The following is a 16,078-nucleotide window of genomic DNA, read 5'->3' on the forward strand; positions in this document are numbered from 1 at the left end:
TCTTGGGGCGGGCTTCACAGCTCGCCTTTCTTTTTGGAACCGTACTCTTCACTCATCGGCTCTTCCCCTTGCGGGAAACTCAGGACGTCGGCCTTCGGCATGCGTTCCATTGCGCGTGCAAACATTGTGTCAAAGGCATCGTCATCAATATCGTCAGCAGGCTTCAGCGCAGCAGCCGTGCGTGCCCTGTGGCCTGTCGCCAGTCGTGTAACGGATGGCTTGATCGAGACCGGTGTCTGGTCGACCGGGCTGCGCGCTCCGGTGTAAAGCTGTGCCAGCTCTTCCGCAGACAGAGCGGCATGCGCATCGCGTTCAGCGCGCAGGGCCTTCTGATAGGTTGAGCGCGCTTTTTCATGCTGTCGGGCCGCTTCCGCGTCGTGGTAACCCGTGTCGACAACACAAGGTGCTTCGCAAATCAGTTGGTTGTTGAGGTCATAGACCCTCAAATCACGCATCAGATTATCGGGATCAAAACGGATGATCACTGACTTGCCTGCAAAGCCGGTCAACTCCGGCGACCAGTACCGGTTGCCATAAAGATGGATTTCACCGTTGCCCTTGCGGGCGCGGATGCCTTCCGAGGCCAGCAGCCACAAGGCGCGTTGCGCTGTCGACGCCTGTCGAACGATGGTCGCTGGATCTGCCATGCTGTCTTCAAACGTCTGATCGAAGCTGCGACCTTTGCAGTTTCCGCCTGTGCGTCCGGTCCGGGCGTTATGTTCAGCCATCGTCTGGTCAACGTGTTCGCGGAACACATCCAACGGGACCGCGCGGGTGCCATAGTTGTCCGGTTTGTTTTCTGGCTTGTTGCCTGTGTACGCGCCGGCACAGATGGGGTGTCTGGCGACATCGTCGGTGAGATCACGAAAGGCGCGCTCAATCGGCTTGGACTGACCGGAATAGGGCTTTGTGAATTGCAGATCCACCCCAAGGGTCGTCAGCAAGCCTTGTGGATCTTCGTCTCGTACCTTGAAGCGATAGCGGGTTTTTGAACCGCCCGTGATCCACTTGCTGGCAAAAGCGCGGCCGTTGTCCAGCGTGATGCGGTCTGGAATGCCGAAGCGTTCAACCATGTCGCCAATGACCAGGCTGTGTCGTTTCCTTGTTCTCGCTGTCGGACAAGCGCCAGGACGACAAATTTGCCGGAATACAAGTCTTGCAGAGCAACGAGGAAAAGGCGGGTCACACTGCCATTTGGCATTGAGACGAACACGTCGAACTTATGACCGTCCATATTGACAGCCTCAAGCGCATGCAGGTGATCGCGCAGACGGCGTTGAGCGGGATAAAGGGCCTTTGCCTTTTCGCGCCCCGACCGGGCAAGAACTTGAGCAGACTGCGGCACTTCCGCTTCCAGGCGACGACGCAGAGCCCGCTCAGATGGAAGCGGTGTCCACTTGCGTTGCGTGGCCAGCGCGGCGACACGACGATAACAAGCAGAAAAGCTGGGGCGTTCTGGACGGAGAAAGTCTGACTTCAGCGTCTCCCAGAGCATCACGGTGGCACGCGCAGTGGTCTTTTTTGCTCTGATATGATGGGGCGAGTACGGCCAACCAATCTGCACGTGGGCACGCAGCCGTTTTTTCAACCCACCTGTAAAGTGTTGCGATAGATGTGTGATCGCGCTTGGCGATGAGCGCGGCCGCTGCCCTGGCCTTGCATTCCTGCGATAGCTCAAGAAAATCCAGAACAGCCTTCAGGCGCTTTTCTGCAATGGCCTTCTGCTTGGCAGGCAAGGCTTCAAACCGTCCCCAAAGCTCCGATGAAGTCTGCTTGACCGGCTCGTCATTGGCAGGCAGGTCAAAGATCATGGCAAGACGTGCCTGTGCTGATTTGGGCAAAAGGCTGATGTGATACTCGTACCCGCCGCCCTTGCCAGCGCTGCGCCGGCAGCCGTCCATATGTCGCCACCCTTCGCGGGTGATCAGATCATGAAGGGCGCTTTTGCCCGATGGCATGCCGGGCAGCCTTGGCTTCCAGAAGGTCTTTCGGAGTGAACCATTGTTTCTTCACTTGGTCCTCCCCCGCACCTTTGAGGGCACAGATTTGAGGCCACGGATACGGGCCTTGATCGCCTCCTGTTCCTGCTGCCAATAGGCGATTTCGGCCAGGCATGGGTTTCATCGCCATCCATAATGGTCAGACCGTCATCACAGACCAGTTCATCCCAGAGCCAGACAGCGCCGGTTGCCTTCACAAAGGCCTTGAACCGCACAAGACTGATGTCATGGGTCTCCTTGCTTTCGGCTGTGTAGCTGTCGAGCGCGGTCTTGCTGATCGTGCGTCCGAGATACCGCGCCATGCGGGCGGCAATCTCGGCCCGGTCATACGGGCATTCGCGGATCGCACGTGCCATGGCCCGTTTCAGCTTTACCCGCAGCCGGTCCAGGTCAACGGTGTTGACCGTGGTTCGGACAGGGAAAGCTGTGTCGGCAAACATGTCCATCTGATTTGGGTTGCGGCTCATGGCAATCACTCCGCCGCTTCAACAGCCAGGGCTGTTCGATGTGGTGTTGAAACCGATCACGCACCTGACGGCCACAGCGGGACCAGAGATCGACGAGCTTCTGGAACAGGATTTCGTCCGGGCCCGATGTCGGCTTTGGAGCGCCCTGTAAAAGGGTGAAGACCTGCTTGATGTCTTGTGTTTCGCGAAAGCCGATTGCCGCCCGCCGCTGCATTGCCGGTTCCAGCTTGGCAAGCTTCAGAAGGATCGTTGTCTGGTCTGCGACGGCAGAGCAGCGAAGAGCAGAGCGCAACTCGGGGTGTAGCTGACGGGCGATTTGGTCAAGTCGTTTGGCGCTCTTTTCCGAAACGCCGAGCCTGTCTGCAACGTGAGCACTGAAGCTTGTTCCAAGAATTGGGTCACCATGACCCGATTTTTCGGACGGACGGCCAGCTTTGATTTCGCCGTGTTCGTCTTCCCAGAGTTTGCGGTAGCGCTGCACAAAGATGGCGCGATCAATCACAGAGAGCTCGTTTCGGAAGAGGTTTTCGGAGATCTCAAGCATTTCAGCTTTGCGGCTGTCCGCCTTCACCACAATCACGTCGATCTCATCAAGCCCGACGATCTGACAGGCGCGAAGCCGATGGGCACCGAAGACCAGTGTGTGGTTTCCAAGTTTCTGTGCAGGTGTTGAGCGCACCTGAATAGGGGTCTGCAAACCGATCTCGGCAATCGAGACCGCAATAGCCTGGGCGTGGTCTTCATCGATCTCCCGAAGGCGTTCGCCAACAAAAATGGATCCGATGGGCAAGGACTTGATTTCGGCCATCAGGCAGCCTCTTCGATTTTCTGGAGCAAAAGGGAGCGGGCACGCTGAGCTGCGACCAGATATGCATTTTCAAAGCAGATCTCAGAAAGACGGTTGTCGACAGTCCGCAGACCGCGACTAATTCCTTCGCGAGAGCGCTTTTGCATGTCGGCCACACGGCGTTTGGGAAGTTTGAATTGCTCAATCATCAGGTGATTGGCAATCTGACGTGCCAAAGCCGCATCAAACCACTCATGTGGTGGGGCAATGATGTCGCGCAGAGACAGATACGGAAACATCTCAGACACCGCTCCAAAGCATGCTGCTTCAATGAGCTTGGTATCCCGGTCGAGTTCCTGTATGGGAGCATTCAGGTCCATGGTCCGCTCCTGACAATCAGGGCAACCAGGACGGCGCTGCAACAAAGAAGAAGACCAAGGACAATGGCAGCAAGATCATCCCCAGGCTTCACAGCTTTTTGGCTAGCGCGAAATGGATTTTTGCCGTCAATTTTGGCATGAGGTTTCGCCATTGTAAGACTCGCTGGAATGCGGTGTAGTTTCTGTGCACGGACGGTCGGCACGACGGCCGGGAAGTTGGCTCCGCCAGCCTTCTTGCCGCGAAATGCGGATACCAAAGGCCAGAGCGAGCCGTCCGCCCGTGTAATCAGGCAGCACTCTTGGCGATTGCAGCTTGATATTTGGGCGACAGAATTCCTTTCTTGATCGGATAACGATCGGGAAAGAGCTCTTCGACCGGGACATCAAGAAACCGGGCAAGAGCCGTCTCGGCACGGCGGTTCGTCCGAGCCCAGACAGCACGAAAGTTGTTGGGGTTGATCCCCTCCAACTGTGCAAGGCCCGTCAGGGTCATTTCGCGGCGGTGCAATTCCGCCTTGATCGAATGCTGGTCCCATTTCGTTTTGGGGGTAGCCATTTGTTGAACCTCGCTGAAGCGGCCCGCCAAGGCCGTTTTGTCGGTGTGATAAACGCAATTGCGTTTCGCTGTGGTTGGGTGCCTGTGCGGAACGCTAAAATTGAAAATAGCAATTTATTGCCATCTGTCAATCGACAAGTGGCAATAAATTGCTATTAACGGAGAGCGATGAGCGATCTTCCCGAAAGGATCAGGTTTGCTGCTGAGAAGGTCGGTGGGCTTAAGCAGTTGGCAGAATCAATGGGTGTGCCACGAAGGACGCTTGGTTACTGGCTAAAAGGCGTTAATCCTAAGCCGCGTGCCATGCAGGCAATCGCCGACGTATCAGGTGTCGATCCGAACTGGCTTTATACCGGAGAAGGGGAGCCTTACGTGGCAGCGCCAATAGCGGAAGCATCTTCTGAGAGGCAAGAAGTTTCTACTGTCGATGTGCCTTTGTATGATCTCTATGCGTCTGCTGGTCGCGGTAATTTGGTTTTCGAAAATCAGAAACAGACTTCATTCCCGATCGCTGTTCAGTTTTTGCGGTTGCTTGGAGCGGATCCGATTACTTTGGCAATGGTTTGGGCGCGAGGAGACAGTATGCTGCCCACAATTTCAGACGGTAATCTGCTGCTCGTGGATACGAGTGACAGGACGCCCCGGTCTGGTTTTATCTATGTGGCTGGTTTTGATGATGATCTCTTTGTCAAACGTATTCAGCGTGAGGGCGATGGTTCGATTAGTCTGCTGTCAGACTCTAACTCTCACCAGTATCCGCCAATAAAGATCCCGCTTGAGCGCTAAGGCACGTTTGGCTATTCATGGTCGCGTTGTTTATACGATGCGACGGCTATAAGCGCTTCTCAACCGCTTGGGACCGGAAAGTTACATCAGTCCGATTTTTCATTAAATCTGTTTTGTTTCAGTGCGTTGACTAACTTTCCGCGCAACCGGAAAGTTTAAATTGGCGAAAGCTGCCGTTCCACCTCTCGGTCGCGCGCTTTTGCAGATCGTCTCAAAGGCTCTCAAAGCCCGTTTTAAGCCGTTTTGAAGCTCTCTAAAATTATGGGCGGTTCTTTTTGAAGCCCCGCATCTGCCAGCGGGAAATCCACTACTTTGCGCTCAAGTTCTCAATTCAAACGTCAAACGTCAAACGGGCCTTCCGTTCGCTCTTTGGCAGGAATTCTCTTTCACATGAGTATCTTATCATCCATTACCGGCTCTTCCCGTCTATTCCCGTAAATTCTCATTCTTCGTGTCAAACAACATTGAGACGTCTGTAGCCGGACGCTGTACCTTGCCCTCTTCAATTGAGCCGAGGTTGCTTTGTGCAGGAAACGTGAACGTCCTGTCCTCATTGATTGTGTTTCACACAGGGAATGCAAAGACAGCGTCGTTTGCTGTTCATCTCATTTGAGCTGACTTTTGTGCTTTGCTTGAATTGTAATACGGCAGCCTTTGCGATTGGCGGAGGCAGGCTTGTGCGTTAAAGCTGCCCAACGCACCCTGACGTATGGTCTCCTTTCGCCTGAAAACGCGGTCTTTGTGGCAGTCAGCGCCTGCTGGATGGGGCTTGACAGGCCTGTGTCCAATCGCTATCGCCCATCCATCGTACCCGCGATAGGGAGGGGGATGGTCCGTCAGGATCAGGTGTTGCCGGTGTCTTGAAACCGTTTTGGTTTGTCGGCGTTGGGTAATGGACCTTCCGTATCGAATGGGTGAGGGCGCTACGGGCGAAAGTCTGTTTCAGGATCCGTGATCCGAAACGGGCGCCGATGGATTTCTAACAAGATCGTGGAACACTCGTTTCCACGCCTCAAGGACGAAGCACATAATCATGCAGGTGACAGAAACCCTCGCCGAGGGCCTTAAGCGAGAGCTTAAAATCGAAATTCCCGCTGGCGAGCTGGCGGCCAAGCTTGAAACCTACCTTGGCGATCTCAAGGATAAGGTTCGACTGAACGGTTTCCGTCCGGGCAAGGTGCCACCCGCGCACTTGAAAAAGGTTTATGGCCGTCAGGCGATGGCTGAAATCCTGAACGAAACGATTCAGGAAACCTCTCAGAAGGCTCTCGAAGAGCGCGAAGAGCGTCCGGCTCTGACGCCGAACATCGATCTGCCGGATGAAGATGCAGAAGCCATCCTCGCCGGGACAGGTGATCTGTCCTACACGATGACCTACGACATTCTGCCGACGTTCGAAATCGTCGACTTCAAGGGCTTTGCCATCGAGCGTCCTGTGGTTGAGATTGCCGAGACGGAAGTCGATGAGCAGGTCAACGAGATTGCCAAGAACAACACGCCTTTCACTGAAAAGGAAGGTGCAGCAGCCGACGGAGACCGAGTAACCATGTCCTATCTGGGCAAGGTTGACGGCGAAGCATTCGACGGCGGCGCTGACGAAAACGGTCAGCTCGTTCTCGGTTCCGGTCAGTTCATTCCAGGCTTCGAAGAGCAGCTTATCGGCCTTAAGGCTGGTGACGAAAAGGTCGTTGAAGTGACTTTCCCGGAAGAGTATCCGGCTGAAAACCTTGCAGGCAAAGCCGCGACCTTCGACGTCACCGTCAAGGAAGTTGCAGCACCGGGCGACGCCAAGGTCGATGACGAATTCGCCAAGGGTCTTGGTCTGGAATCGCTCGACAAGCTCAAGGACATTGTCCGCGATCAGATCGAAAGCCAGTTCGGCGCAATGACACGTCAGCGCGTCAAGCGTCAGCTTCTCGACAAGCTGGACGATCACTACTCCTTCGACTTGCCGGAAGGTCTGTTGAACTCGGAGTTTGATGTTGTGTGGAAGCAGGTCGAAGAAGACATGCAGCGCAACGGCAAGAGCTTCGAAGACGAAGACACAACCGAGGAAAAGGCAAAGGAAGAATACAAGAAGATCGCGGAACGTCGCGTTCGTCTCGGCCTCGTCCTGTCGGAAATCGGCGAGAAGAACAACATCCAGGTCACTGACGAAGAATTGCAGCGCGCTCTTTACGACCGCGTTCGTCAGTTCCCGGGTCAGGAACAGCAGGTGTTCGACTTCTACAAGAACAACCAGCAGGCTCTCGCGTCACTGCGTGCGCCGATCTACGAAGAGAAGGTCGTCGACTTCATGCTTGAGCTCGCCGACGTGACCGACAAGTCGGTGACGAAGGACGAACTGACCAAGATGATCGAGAGCGATGAGGAAAACGCATAAGTGTTTTCCCCGCAATTGCGCAAATGAAGGCAAAGGATTTTAACTTTGCCTTCACAGCGTGTCTGCAATGACTTTTCGAACAAGGCGACATCTCCTATGTATGGAGTGTCGCTTTTTTCGAGTCAGCTCGTGAAACAGTCGACCAACGTTTGATCTGACAGCCGCGGCCCTTCGACAGGTCGGTTTGGCTCTCTCAAAATAATGGATGTGGTATGAAGGATCCTCTCGATATCTACATGAATACTCTGGTCCCAATGGTGGTGGAGCAGACGAACCGCGGAGAACGGGCCTTCGATATCTATTCCCGTCTCCTGAAAGAACGCATCATCTTTCTGACCGGCCCGGTCGAGGATCATGTTGCGACGCTGGTCAGCGCGCAGCTGCTGTTCCTGGAATCGGAAAATCCGACGAAAGAGATCTCGATCTACATCAATTCGCCCGGCGGCGTGGTGACGTCCGGTCTGGCGATTTATGATACGATGCAGTTCATTCGTCCGGCTGTCTCGACATTGTGCATCGGCCAGGCTGGCTTCGATGGGCTCGCTGCTGCTGGCGGCTGGCGAGAAGGACATGCGCTTTTCCCTGCCGAACTCGCGTATCATGGTCCACCAGCCATCCGGCGGGTTCCGTGGTCAGGCTGCGGACATCATGTTGCACGCTCAGGAAATCCTGAAGATCAAGCGTCGCCTGAACGAAATTTATGTGAAGCACACGGGGCAGTCCCTCGATGCCGTTGAAGAAGCGCTCGACCGCGATAACTTCATGACGGCGGATCAGGCCAAGCACTTCGGGATCGTCGATGATGTCATCGAAACCCGCGCCGGTCTGTCGGACGAAAGCTCCTCGTAACGCGATCACGCGGAGCTTCGCCGCTCCGTATGGATGATTAACCGTGGCCGTTAACCGGCCTAGTTGAAATATGCGAACGATGAACGCATATGGGTATAGGCCGGTTTTCCACGCTCACTTTAAAACTATATTGATTTTTAAGAGTGAAGCATGGTCACATCAGGAAACGTCGATCGGGACCAGTCTCGTATGACCGAGTCGGATGAAGTGAAGCGGTCCTTCATCCTGCCAGGTCCGGTCGGAAGGCGTTTGTCCTTCCAAGAAACGTGGGGTTGAACACTATGACAAAGGCCAGCGGCAGCGATTCCAAGAATACGCTCTACTGCTCATTCTGCGGCAAGAGCCAACACGAAGTGCGCAAGCTGATCGCCGGCCCGACTGTTTTCATTTGCGATGAATGTGTCGAGCTGTGCATGGACATTATTCGCGAGGAGAACAAGTCTTCGCTGGTGAAATCGCGGGACGGTATTCCGTCCCCGCAGGAAATCCGAAACGTGCTGGATGACTATGTCATTGGTCAGGGCAGCGCGAAAAAGGTTCTCTCGGTTGCTGTTCACAACCATTACAAGCGTCTGAACCACGCCTCCAAGAATCCGGACGTGGAACTGGCGAAATCGAACATTCTGCTGGTGGGACCGACCGGGTGCGGCAAAACGCTTCTGGCTCAAACCCTGGCCCGAATTCTGGATGTGCCCTTCACGATGGCCGACGCCACAACGCTGACCGAAGCCGGTTACGTGGGCGAGGATGTCGAGAACATCATTCTGAAGCTGCTTCAGTCTGCCGACTACAACGTCGAGCGCGCACAGCGCGGCATCGTCTATATTGATGAGGTCGACAAGATTAGCCGTAAGGCCGACAATCCGTCGATCACGCGCGACGTGTCCGGTGAAGGCGTGCAACAGGCACTGTTGAAGATCATGGAAGGCACCGTTGCCTCCGTTCCGCCGCAGGGCGGGCGCAAGCATCCGCAGCAGGAATTCCTGCAAGTCGACACGACGAACATCCTGTTCATCTGTGGCGGTGCGTTTGCTGGCCTCGACAAGATCATCTCGGATCGCGGGACCAAGACGTCGATCGGGTTCAAGGCGCAGGTTCATGCCCCTGAGGACCGTCGTATCGGCGAATTGTTCTCGGTTCTTGAGCCGGAAGATCTTCTGAAATTCGGTCTTATCCCGGAATTCGTTGGCCGTCTGCCGGTTATCGCAACGCTGGAAGATCTGGATGAGGAAGCTCTGGTCACCATCCTGACCGAGCCGAAGAACGCTCTTGTCAAGCAGTACCAGCGTCTGTTCGAGATGGAAGAAGTCGAGCTGAACTTCCACGACGAAGCGCTCAAGGCTGTTGCTCGCAAGGCGATTGAACGCAAGACCGGTGCCCGTGGGCTGCGCTCCATTCTGGAAGCCATCCTTCTGGACACCATGTACGAGCTTCCGGGCCTCAAGGGTGTCAAGGAAGTCGTCATCTCGCCGGAAGTCGTCAAAGGCGAAGCCAAGCCGCTCTACATTTATGAAGAGCAGCAGGAAGAGACATCGGCAACCAGCGCGTAAGGCTGATTTGCTTTTGTCCCAAGACACATCGAAATGCCGTTCCAAGTGAGCGGCATTTCCTGTTTAAAATGGCGGAAACAGGCGGTTGTCCACTTCTTTAGGCCGAAGAAGCTTGTGTGATCAGCGCAAGCGATCTTGCTGTCTTGACACGCGCAGCGCCCATATCCACCTAATAGGATGACATGATGGCAATGCATTCTGGCACCATGCCCATTGGGGTGGTCCGGTTTGGCTCGTCGGACAAATTGTCCGCTGCCATCCGACAGCTTCCCTCGCTGCTGGTTGGTCTGGGGCAGGGACGCGCAACGTAAAGGAATAAAAATGAGCGACATCGACATCCGGCCCCCGCAAGGTGAAGAGACCGGAACCTACCCGGTGCTGCCATTGCGCGACATCGTTGTTTTTCCTCATATGATCGTTCCGTTGTTCGTGGGTCGCGAGAAATCTATCCGTGCGCTTGAAGAAGTCATGGCAACGGACAAGAACATTCTGCTCGCTACTCAGGTGAATGCGGCGGATGACGATCCCGACACGGATCAGATCTACGAAGTCGGGACGCTGGCAACCGTGTTGCAGCTTCTCAAACTGCCGGACAACACCGTCAAGGTGCTGGTCGAAGGCGGCGCGCGTGCGCGAATCGATCAGTATTCTGATCGGTCGGAATATTATGAAGCCACCGCCACCGTTCTGCCCGAGACCGAAGGCGAAGACATTGAGGTTGAGGCTTTGGCCCGCTCGGTTATCGCCGAGTTTGAGAACTACGTGAAGCTGAACAAAAAGGTTTCGCCGGAAGTTCTGGGCACGGTCAATCAGATCGAGGATTACTCGAAGCTGGCGGATACGATCGCCTCGCATCTGGCGATCAAGATCCAGGAAAAGCAGGAAATCCTTGCCATCGTCTCCGTGTCGGAGCGTCTGGAGCGGGTTCTCGGCATGATGGAGAGTGAGATCTCCGTTCTTCAGGTCGAGAAGCGCATTCGCTCGCGCGTCAAGCGCCAGATGGAGAAGACGCAGCGCGAGTATTATCTGAATGAGCAGATGAAGGCCATTCAGAAGGAGCTCGGCGACAGCGAAGACGGGCGTGACGAACTGGCGGAAATTGAAGAGCGGGTCAAGAAAACCAAGCTCTCCAAGGAAGCTCGTGAGCGTGCGCATCAGGAAATCAAGAAGCTCAAGCAGATGAGCCCGATGTCGGCGGAAGCCACCGTCGTGCGCAATTATCTGGATTGGCTTCTGGGGATTCCGTGGTCGCGCAAGAGCAAGATCAAGCATGATCTTTCGATGGCTGAAGAGGTTCTCAACACGGATCACTATGGCCTTGAAAAGGTCAAGGAACGCATTGTCGAGTATCTGGCCGTGCAGCAGCGCGCCAACAAGCTGAAGGGTCCGATCCTGTGCCTTGTTGGTCCTCCTGGTGTCGGCAAGACCTCACTCGGTCGCTCCATCGCCAAGGCAACGGGCCGTGAATTCATCCGTATGTCGCTTGGTGGTGTGCGTGACGAAGCCGAGATCCGTGGTCACCGCCGCACCTACATCGGTTCGATGCCCGGCAAGGTCATTCAATCGATGAAAAAGGCGAAGAAGTCCAACCCGCTCTTCCTGCTCGATGAAATCGACAAGATGGGCATGGATTTTCGCGGTGATCCGTCGTCGGCCTTGCTGGAAGTGCTCGATCCGGAACAGAACTCCTCGTTCATGGACCACTATCTGGAGGTTGAATACGACCTGTCGGACGTGATGTTCGTGACGACAGCCAACACGCTGAACATTCCAGGCCCGCTGATGGACCGTATGGAAGTGATCCGTATTGCGGGCTACACGGAAGAGGAGAAGATGGAAATCTGCCGTCGTCACCTCATTCCGAAGGCTGAAAAGGATCATGGTCTGCGTGACGGTGAGTTCTCGATCACGGATGATGCGTTGCAGTTCATCGTGCGTCGTTACACCCGCGAAGCTGGTGTGCGTAACATTGAGCGCGAAATGGCAACCCTGGCCCGTAAGGCCGTTAAGAACATCCTGATGTCCGACATCACCTCTGTGGAAGTGACGCCGGAGGTCGTGGAAGAGTATCTGGGCGTGCCCCGGTTCCGCTATGGCGAGATGGAAGACGAAGATCAGGTCGGTGTTGTTACCGGACTTGCCTGGACGGAAGTGGGCGGCGAATTGCTGACCATCGAAGGCGTTGTCATGCCCGGCAAAGGCAAGATGACGGTGACAGGCAACCTGAAGGACGTCATGAAGGAATCGATTTCCGCAGCGGCTTCTTATGTCCGCTCGCGCGCCATTGATTTCGGCATTGAGCCACCGTCATTCGACAAGAAGGATTTCCATGTGCATGTGCCGGAAGGTGCGACGCCCAAGGACGGTCCTTCGGCCGGGATCGGCATGGCAACGGCGGTTGTCTCCGCACTTACGGGCATTCCGGTGCGCCGCGATGTGGCCATGACCGGGGAAATCACCCTGCGCGGTCGTATTCTGCCGATTGGCGGTCTCAAGGAGAAGCTGCTGGCGGCTCTGCGAGGCGGCATCAAGACGGTGATGATCCCGGAAGACAACGCCAAGGATCTGGCGGATATTCCAGACTCGGTCAAAAACGGCATGGAGATCATTCCGGTCTCCGGTATGACCGAGGTGCTTCAGACGGCGCTGGTCAGAATGCCTGAGCCGATTGAGTGGGATCAGGCAGCCGCAGACGCCGCTGCCAAAGCGGTGACCACCGACGACGAAAGCGCAAAAGGCTTTGTCGCTCACTGATTGACTTGGATCAGAAATATTGGAAAGCCCCGGCAAAACCGGGGCTTTTCTTTTGTAAAACTGCAATAAACGGCGGGTTTCCGCGACAAATACCTTGCGTTCTTTGTCGTTTCGCCCGACTTTCCGGCAACGGCGCTGGTGAGAATCGCCAGCTGGAGTGCCGTATCTTAGAAAGGTATCTGCTATGAACAAAAACGATTTGATCGCGGCGGTCGCAGAAAAGACCGGCCTGACGAAGGCCCAGGCAGGCGAGGCTGTCGACGCTACTTTTGATGCAGTCACGGAAACGCTGAAGTCTGGCGACGAAGTTCGCATCATCGGTTTTGGCAACTTCTCGGTTTCTGAACGTGCTGCGACCGAAGGTCGTAACCCGCGTACCGGCGAAACGATCCAGATTCCGGCTTCCAAGACGCCGAAGTTCAAGGCCGGCAAGGGCCTCAAGGATGCGGTGAACGCTTAAAGTCGTTTGCCCATGGCTTTGCCTGGATAAAGCTCTGTGTGCTTGATGCATGCAGGGCTTTTCTTTTGTCCGCAGACACGCTGCTTGCTCCCGTCACTTTGAACAAGAGGGCCCGCTTGCACCTGCAAACGCCTTCAGGCGGCGCTCTGGCGCGTTTGAGCCCTCATCCATCTGCAAAGGCCTGGAGACAAGCAGTCCACCGGGAGTGAATTTCAAAGGGGGGCACCATTCAGAGTGGCGAGGATGAAGTGCACCCGTCTGTCCACGCTCACCCTTGGCAGAATGTGCGTCTGATAGCCGAGAGCGGGAAAGGCCTGTAGAAGCCTTTCGTATTCTTGTGTTGCTGCCGCAAGGTCGTGCCGACGCGCGGTGTCCGTTTCGTGTATCTGAGGCCATGGAGGCGTCAGGAAGACGTCTGAGGCGTATCGGGTCTGTGCGGCCTGCCTTCGATCAAGGGGCGTGCCTGTTGCGTGGGACAAGGCCACCAGCGCATCAATCAGACTGCGATCGAAGAACACCGGCCCAGCCATACCCTCTGTTGCCAGATGATCGGCGAGCGCCATGTCGCGGGCGCTGCTGGCAAAGGTGACCATGTCGTTCCAAGGCAGGCGAGGGCTGTGGGGATCCGCTTCTGCCTCGACAATTCGACGCCCCGGTTCGGCAACGGTAGCGTATCCACGCTTTTTAAATGCGGACAAGAGCGTGGATTTTCCGCCGCCAGAGCATCCAGACAGAATAATGCGTAACGGGGCGGCTGTGGTTGTGGTCATGAGATCCTGATGTTTTCCATAAAGGGCTCTTTGGGCTGCCGACGGACCGTGCAGATGTTTTTGACCATTCATCAGCGATCTGCAATAGGCCAAGCTGTGGACTGTTTCGGAAAGGGGAGAAAAATCTTTCGAAAGGCGCTTGCCAAGGCAGCATGAAATGCATAGAAGACAGCTCACCGACGCAGTGGCACCACGCCACTCCCAAGCGTCCGGGCGATTAGCTCAGTTGGTAGAGCGCCTCGTTTACACCGAGGATGTCGGGAGTTCGAGTCTCTCATCGCCCACCATTCCCTTTAAAATTTCGATATAAAAAATCTTCTAGCAGGAAGTTTTGTGTCTGCATTTGCGTTGTTCAGCGCATGTGCTTCAAACAGTTTGTTCGTCTTTTGCTTGTCGCGTTTCACTGATCGTCTGCCCGAAGCGTGTCTGAAATGCACGGGAGAGGGTGGCGGGGGATGAGAAGCCGGTACGGGCGGCAATAGCAGCCGTGGTCAATGATGTTTCCTGCGCCAGCGTTTGTGCCAGGGCCAAACGCAACTGCCGATAATAGTGGCCTGCGGTGACATTAAGTGTGCGGTGGAACAGTCGCTCCAGCGTGCGGTCTGAAACGGCAGCTTCCTGAGCAATCTTTCCAAGGGGCAGTGGTGCATCCAGGGTGCGTCGCATCATTGAAATGGCGCGTGCCAGAGGTCGGGGCAGGGCTTCGCTTTCGATGCCTGCCACCATTTCCTGCCGGAACAAGGCGCCCACGTCATGCGCCAGCACATCGCCGGAACGCTGGCGGATCAGATCCAGCATCAACGCCAGCACCGAAGACGCCCCCCGGCGGTGACATAACACCCGTCACGCACATACACATCCGGCGTGAAGGTGATCAGCGGAAACGTCTCGCGGAAAGCGTCTTCTTCCTGCCAGTGGATGGTGGCCTTGCGCTCGTCCAGCAGGCCTGCGGCCGCCAGACACCAGCTTCCCATGTCCAGCCCCATCACCATATCGGCCGAGCGGCAAGCCTGGACGAGCTGCGCCAAAAGCGGCCTTTGCGCAAGCGCCCGCGCGCCATAGCCGGCAATGACGGCCAGTGCATCAAGTCGTGCCCGCGGGTCTTGCAGTCTGGCATCCGGTTGTAGCATCAGCCCGGACGAACTGCGCACGGCGGCAAGCGGCTGGTCCGGCCATGCGGGGAGTGTCGGCGCAATGTCGCTTCCCAGCACCTGCCAGCGGAAATCATCCGTACCCGACAGGTCGTTGGCTGCGCGCAACGGCTCGATGGCGCTGGACAGCACCATGTTGGAAAACCCGTCCAGCAGCAGAAAGCCGATGTGATAGGCATCTCTTGTCTGTTTGAGCAATGATCCTGTCCGTTTATGCAAAGACGAGAAGGCGTGTCGCTCTAGTATCGAAGGCAACAGACAATGTCCACGATTGCGGAGCGATTACATGAACTGGGAAACCTTCATCACCTGTGCAGTTACCGGGTCCGGCCAGAGCCACGTCAAGAGCGACAAGGTGCCGGTGACGCCGAACCAGATTGCCGAAGCCTGCATCGAGGCGGCCAAGGCAGGCGCAGCCATTGCGCATGTTCATGTGCGGGATCCCGAAACCGGCGCGCCATCGCGCGACTCTGCCTTGTACCGCGAAGTGGTGGAGCGGGTGCGCGAAAGCGACATAGACGTCATCTTGAACCTGACGGCTGGCATGGGCGGTGACATCGTTCTCGGCTCTGCCGAAGCCCCTCTGCCGTTCAATGGCGAGCAGACCGACCTCATTGGTGCGACCGAGCGTCTTGTGCATGTGGAAGAGCTGCTGCCGGAAATCTGCACGCTGGATTGCGGCACGATGAATTTCGCCGAAGCCGATTATGTGATGACCAACACCCCCGGCACACTGCGGGCGATGGCAAAGCGCATTCAGGCGGCAGGTGTCAAGCCGGAGATCGAAGTCTTCGACACTGGCCATCTGTGGTTGGCCAAAACGCTGGTAGATGAAGGCCTGATCGACGATCCGGTGCTGGTGCAATTGTGCATGGGGATCCCCTTTGGCATTCCCAACGATACCAACTCGCTGATGGCACTTCTCAACAATATGCCGAAAGACTGGACTTATTCCATGTTCTCCATTGGCCGGATGCAGCTCCCCTATGTGGCACAGTCGGTGCTGAACGGTGGCAACATTCGCGTTGGTCTGGAAGACAACATCTATCTGGATCGGGGCGTGAAGGCGTCTAACGGCGATCTGGTTGAGCGGGCGGTGAAAATTGTCGATGCGATGAATGTCAAGGTTCTGGGGCCTGATGATGTTCGCAAGAAACTCAACCTGAAAAAGCGCTGAGGTCCGAT

The 16,078-nt window shown here is 55.9% G+C and carries 17 protein-coding genes, 1 tRNA gene and 1 pseudogene; 9 read left to right on the plus strand and 10 right to left on the minus strand.

Features of this window, described 5'->3' with window-relative positions:
* Positions 1 to 14: 14 nt before the first annotated feature.
* From AC0L7U_RS00430 to AC0L7U_RS00460, 7 genes are all read right to left on the minus strand, one after another.
* Entirely contained in the window at positions 15 to 1,055 is a 1,041-nt protein-coding gene (locus tag AC0L7U_RS00430) for a transposase domain-containing protein (protein WP_473695587.1), read from the minus strand.
* Positions 938 to 1,495: a DNA-binding domain-containing protein gene (locus tag AC0L7U_RS00435; protein ID WP_473692932.1), complete on the minus strand. Its 558-nt coding sequence runs from the start codon at positions 1,493 to 1,495 to the stop codon at positions 938 to 940. The genes AC0L7U_RS00430 and AC0L7U_RS00435 overlap by 118 nt, the downstream gene beginning before the upstream one ends.
* Positions 1,377 to 1,958 (minus strand): hypothetical protein, encoded by a 582-nt coding sequence (locus tag AC0L7U_RS00440; protein WP_473692934.1) that lies wholly within the window; start codon positions 1,956 to 1,958, stop codon positions 1,377 to 1,379. Before AC0L7U_RS00440 ends, AC0L7U_RS00435 begins: the two co-directional genes overlap by 119 nt.
* Positions 1,925 to 2,467 (minus strand): hypothetical protein, encoded by a 543-nt coding sequence (locus tag AC0L7U_RS00445; protein WP_473692936.1) that lies wholly within the window; start codon positions 2,465 to 2,467, stop codon positions 1,925 to 1,927. The genes AC0L7U_RS00440 and AC0L7U_RS00445 overlap by 34 nt, the downstream gene beginning before the upstream one ends.
* Entirely contained in the window at positions 2,391 to 3,275 is an 885-nt protein-coding gene (locus tag AC0L7U_RS00450; RefSeq protein WP_473692938.1) for a ParB/RepB/Spo0J family partition protein, read from the minus strand. The genes AC0L7U_RS00445 and AC0L7U_RS00450 overlap by 77 nt, the downstream gene beginning before the upstream one ends.
* Positions 3,275 to 3,634: a hypothetical protein gene (locus tag AC0L7U_RS00455; protein WP_473692940.1), complete on the minus strand. Its 360-nt coding sequence runs from the start codon at positions 3,632 to 3,634 to the stop codon at positions 3,275 to 3,277. Before AC0L7U_RS00455 ends, AC0L7U_RS00450 begins: the two co-directional genes overlap by 1 nt.
* Before the next feature lie 286 nt (positions 3,635 to 3,920).
* Positions 3,921 to 4,190 (minus strand): helix-turn-helix domain-containing protein, encoded by a 270-nt coding sequence (locus AC0L7U_RS00460; protein WP_473692941.1) that lies wholly within the window; start codon positions 4,188 to 4,190, stop codon positions 3,921 to 3,923.
* 168 nt (positions 4,191 to 4,358) lie between these two features.
* Here AC0L7U_RS00460 and AC0L7U_RS00465 point away from each other — a divergent pair, with 168 nt between their 5' ends.
* The 7 genes and pseudogenes from AC0L7U_RS00465 (at position 4,359) to AC0L7U_RS00495 (ending at position 12,972) form a co-directional block, all read left to right on the plus strand.
* Positions 4,359 to 4,976: an XRE family transcriptional regulator gene (locus AC0L7U_RS00465; protein ID WP_473692943.1), complete on the plus strand. Its 618-nt coding sequence runs from the start codon at positions 4,359 to 4,361 to the stop codon at positions 4,974 to 4,976.
* Positions 4,977 to 6,009: 1,033 nt separating this feature from the next.
* Positions 6,010 to 7,359: a trigger factor gene (gene tig / locus AC0L7U_RS00470; RefSeq protein WP_473692945.1), complete on the plus strand. Its 1,350-nt coding sequence runs from the start codon at positions 6,010 to 6,012 to the stop codon at positions 7,357 to 7,359.
* Between the two features lie 212 nt (positions 7,360 to 7,571).
* Positions 7,572 to 8,208, plus strand: a pseudogene (gene clpP / locus AC0L7U_RS00475) (ATP-dependent Clp endopeptidase proteolytic subunit ClpP).
* A 281-nt stretch (positions 8,209 to 8,489) separates the two neighbouring features.
* Positions 8,490 to 9,758 carry an ATP-dependent Clp protease ATP-binding subunit ClpX gene (gene clpX / locus AC0L7U_RS00480; protein ID WP_473692947.1) on the plus strand — a complete coding sequence of 423 codons (1,269 nt, stop codon included), beginning with the start codon at positions 8,490 to 8,492 and terminating at the stop codon, positions 9,756 to 9,758.
* Between the two features lie 185 nt (positions 9,759 to 9,943).
* Positions 9,944 to 10,069, plus strand: coding sequence for a hypothetical protein (locus AC0L7U_RS00485; protein WP_473692949.1), 126 nt, complete (start codon positions 9,944 to 9,946; stop codon positions 10,067 to 10,069).
* Positions 10,070 to 10,079: 10 nt separating this feature from the next.
* Entirely contained in the window at positions 10,080 to 12,512 is a 2,433-nt protein-coding gene (gene lon / locus AC0L7U_RS00490) for an endopeptidase La (RefSeq protein ID WP_473692951.1), read from the plus strand.
* Between the two features lie 184 nt (positions 12,513 to 12,696).
* Entirely contained in the window at positions 12,697 to 12,972 is a 276-nt protein-coding gene (locus AC0L7U_RS00495; RefSeq protein ID WP_473692953.1) for an HU family DNA-binding protein, read from the plus strand.
* A 212-nt stretch (positions 12,973 to 13,184) separates the two neighbouring features.
* Here AC0L7U_RS00495 and AC0L7U_RS00500 read toward each other — a convergent pair whose 3' ends face one another.
* A complete protein-coding gene (locus AC0L7U_RS00500; RefSeq protein ID WP_473692954.1) occupies positions 13,185 to 13,742 on the minus strand; it encodes an AAA family ATPase in 558 nt (185 codons plus the stop codon).
* A gap of 211 nt (positions 13,743 to 13,953) precedes the next feature.
* Between AC0L7U_RS00500 and AC0L7U_RS00505 the strand changes: the two genes are divergently transcribed.
* Positions 13,954 to 14,029: transfer RNA gene (locus AC0L7U_RS00505), tRNA-Val, on the plus strand.
* A gap of 79 nt (positions 14,030 to 14,108) precedes the next feature.
* On the opposite strand, the gene AC0L7U_RS00510 is transcribed toward AC0L7U_RS00505, so the two are convergent.
* Both AC0L7U_RS00510 and AC0L7U_RS00515 read right to left on the minus strand, forming a co-directional pair.
* Positions 14,109 to 14,552: a helix-turn-helix domain-containing protein gene (locus tag AC0L7U_RS00510; RefSeq protein ID WP_473692956.1), complete on the minus strand. Its 444-nt coding sequence runs from the start codon at positions 14,550 to 14,552 to the stop codon at positions 14,109 to 14,111.
* Positions 14,540 to 15,091, minus strand: a complete 552-nt coding sequence (locus AC0L7U_RS00515) for an AraC family transcriptional regulator (RefSeq protein WP_473692958.1) — start codon at positions 15,089 to 15,091, stop codon at positions 14,540 to 14,542. Before AC0L7U_RS00515 ends, AC0L7U_RS00510 begins: the two co-directional genes overlap by 13 nt.
* Positions 15,092 to 15,179: 88 nt before the next feature.
* Here AC0L7U_RS00515 and AC0L7U_RS00520 point away from each other — a divergent pair, with 88 nt between their 5' ends.
* Positions 15,180 to 16,070 (plus strand): beta-keto acid cleavage family enzyme, encoded by an 891-nt coding sequence (locus AC0L7U_RS00520; RefSeq protein ID WP_473692960.1) that lies wholly within the window; start codon positions 15,180 to 15,182, stop codon positions 16,068 to 16,070.
* The last annotated feature ends 8 nt before the right edge of the window (positions 16,071 to 16,078 follow it).

This window comes from Roseibium sp. 10G30-5 (genome assembly GCF_055809635.1).

Bases quoted from the DNA above. Each gene is read 5' to 3' on its own strand.
- AC0L7U_RS00435 (WP_473692932.1), bottom strand. From the start codon at position 1,495: ATGCTCTGGGAGACGCTGAAGTCAGACTTTCTCCGTCCAGAACGCCCC.
- AC0L7U_RS00440 (WP_473692934.1), bottom strand. From the start codon at position 1,958: ATGCCATCGGGCAAAAGCGCCCTTCATGATCTGATCACCCGCGAAGGG.
- AC0L7U_RS00445 (WP_473692936.1), bottom strand. From the start codon at position 2,467: ATGAGCCGCAACCCAAATCAGATGGACATGTTTGCCGACACAGCTTTC.
- AC0L7U_RS00450 (WP_473692938.1), bottom strand. From the start codon at position 3,275: ATGGCCGAAATCAAGTCCTTGCCCATCGGATCCATTTTTGTTGGCGAA.
- AC0L7U_RS00455 (WP_473692940.1), bottom strand. From the start codon at position 3,634: ATGGACCTGAATGCTCCCATACAGGAACTCGACCGGGATACCAAGCTC.
- AC0L7U_RS00460 (WP_473692941.1), bottom strand. From the start codon at position 4,190: ATGGCTACCCCCAAAACGAAATGGGACCAGCATTCGATCAAGGCGGAA.
- AC0L7U_RS00465 (WP_473692943.1), top strand. From the start codon at position 4,359: ATGAGCGATCTTCCCGAAAGGATCAGGTTTGCTGCTGAGAAGGTCGGT.
- tig (WP_473692945.1), top strand. From the start codon at position 6,010: ATGCAGGTGACAGAAACCCTCGCCGAGGGCCTTAAGCGAGAGCTTAAA.
- clpX (WP_473692947.1), top strand. From the start codon at position 8,490: ATGACAAAGGCCAGCGGCAGCGATTCCAAGAATACGCTCTACTGCTCA.
- AC0L7U_RS00485 (WP_473692949.1), top strand. From the start codon at position 9,944: ATGGCAATGCATTCTGGCACCATGCCCATTGGGGTGGTCCGGTTTGGC.
- lon (WP_473692951.1), top strand. From the start codon at position 10,080: ATGAGCGACATCGACATCCGGCCCCCGCAAGGTGAAGAGACCGGAACC.
- AC0L7U_RS00495 (WP_473692953.1), top strand. From the start codon at position 12,697: ATGAACAAAAACGATTTGATCGCGGCGGTCGCAGAAAAGACCGGCCTG.
- AC0L7U_RS00500 (WP_473692954.1), bottom strand. From the start codon at position 13,742: ATGACCACAACCACAGCCGCCCCGTTACGCATTATTCTGTCTGGATGC.
- AC0L7U_RS00520 (WP_473692960.1), top strand. From the start codon at position 15,180: ATGAACTGGGAAACCTTCATCACCTGTGCAGTTACCGGGTCCGGCCAG.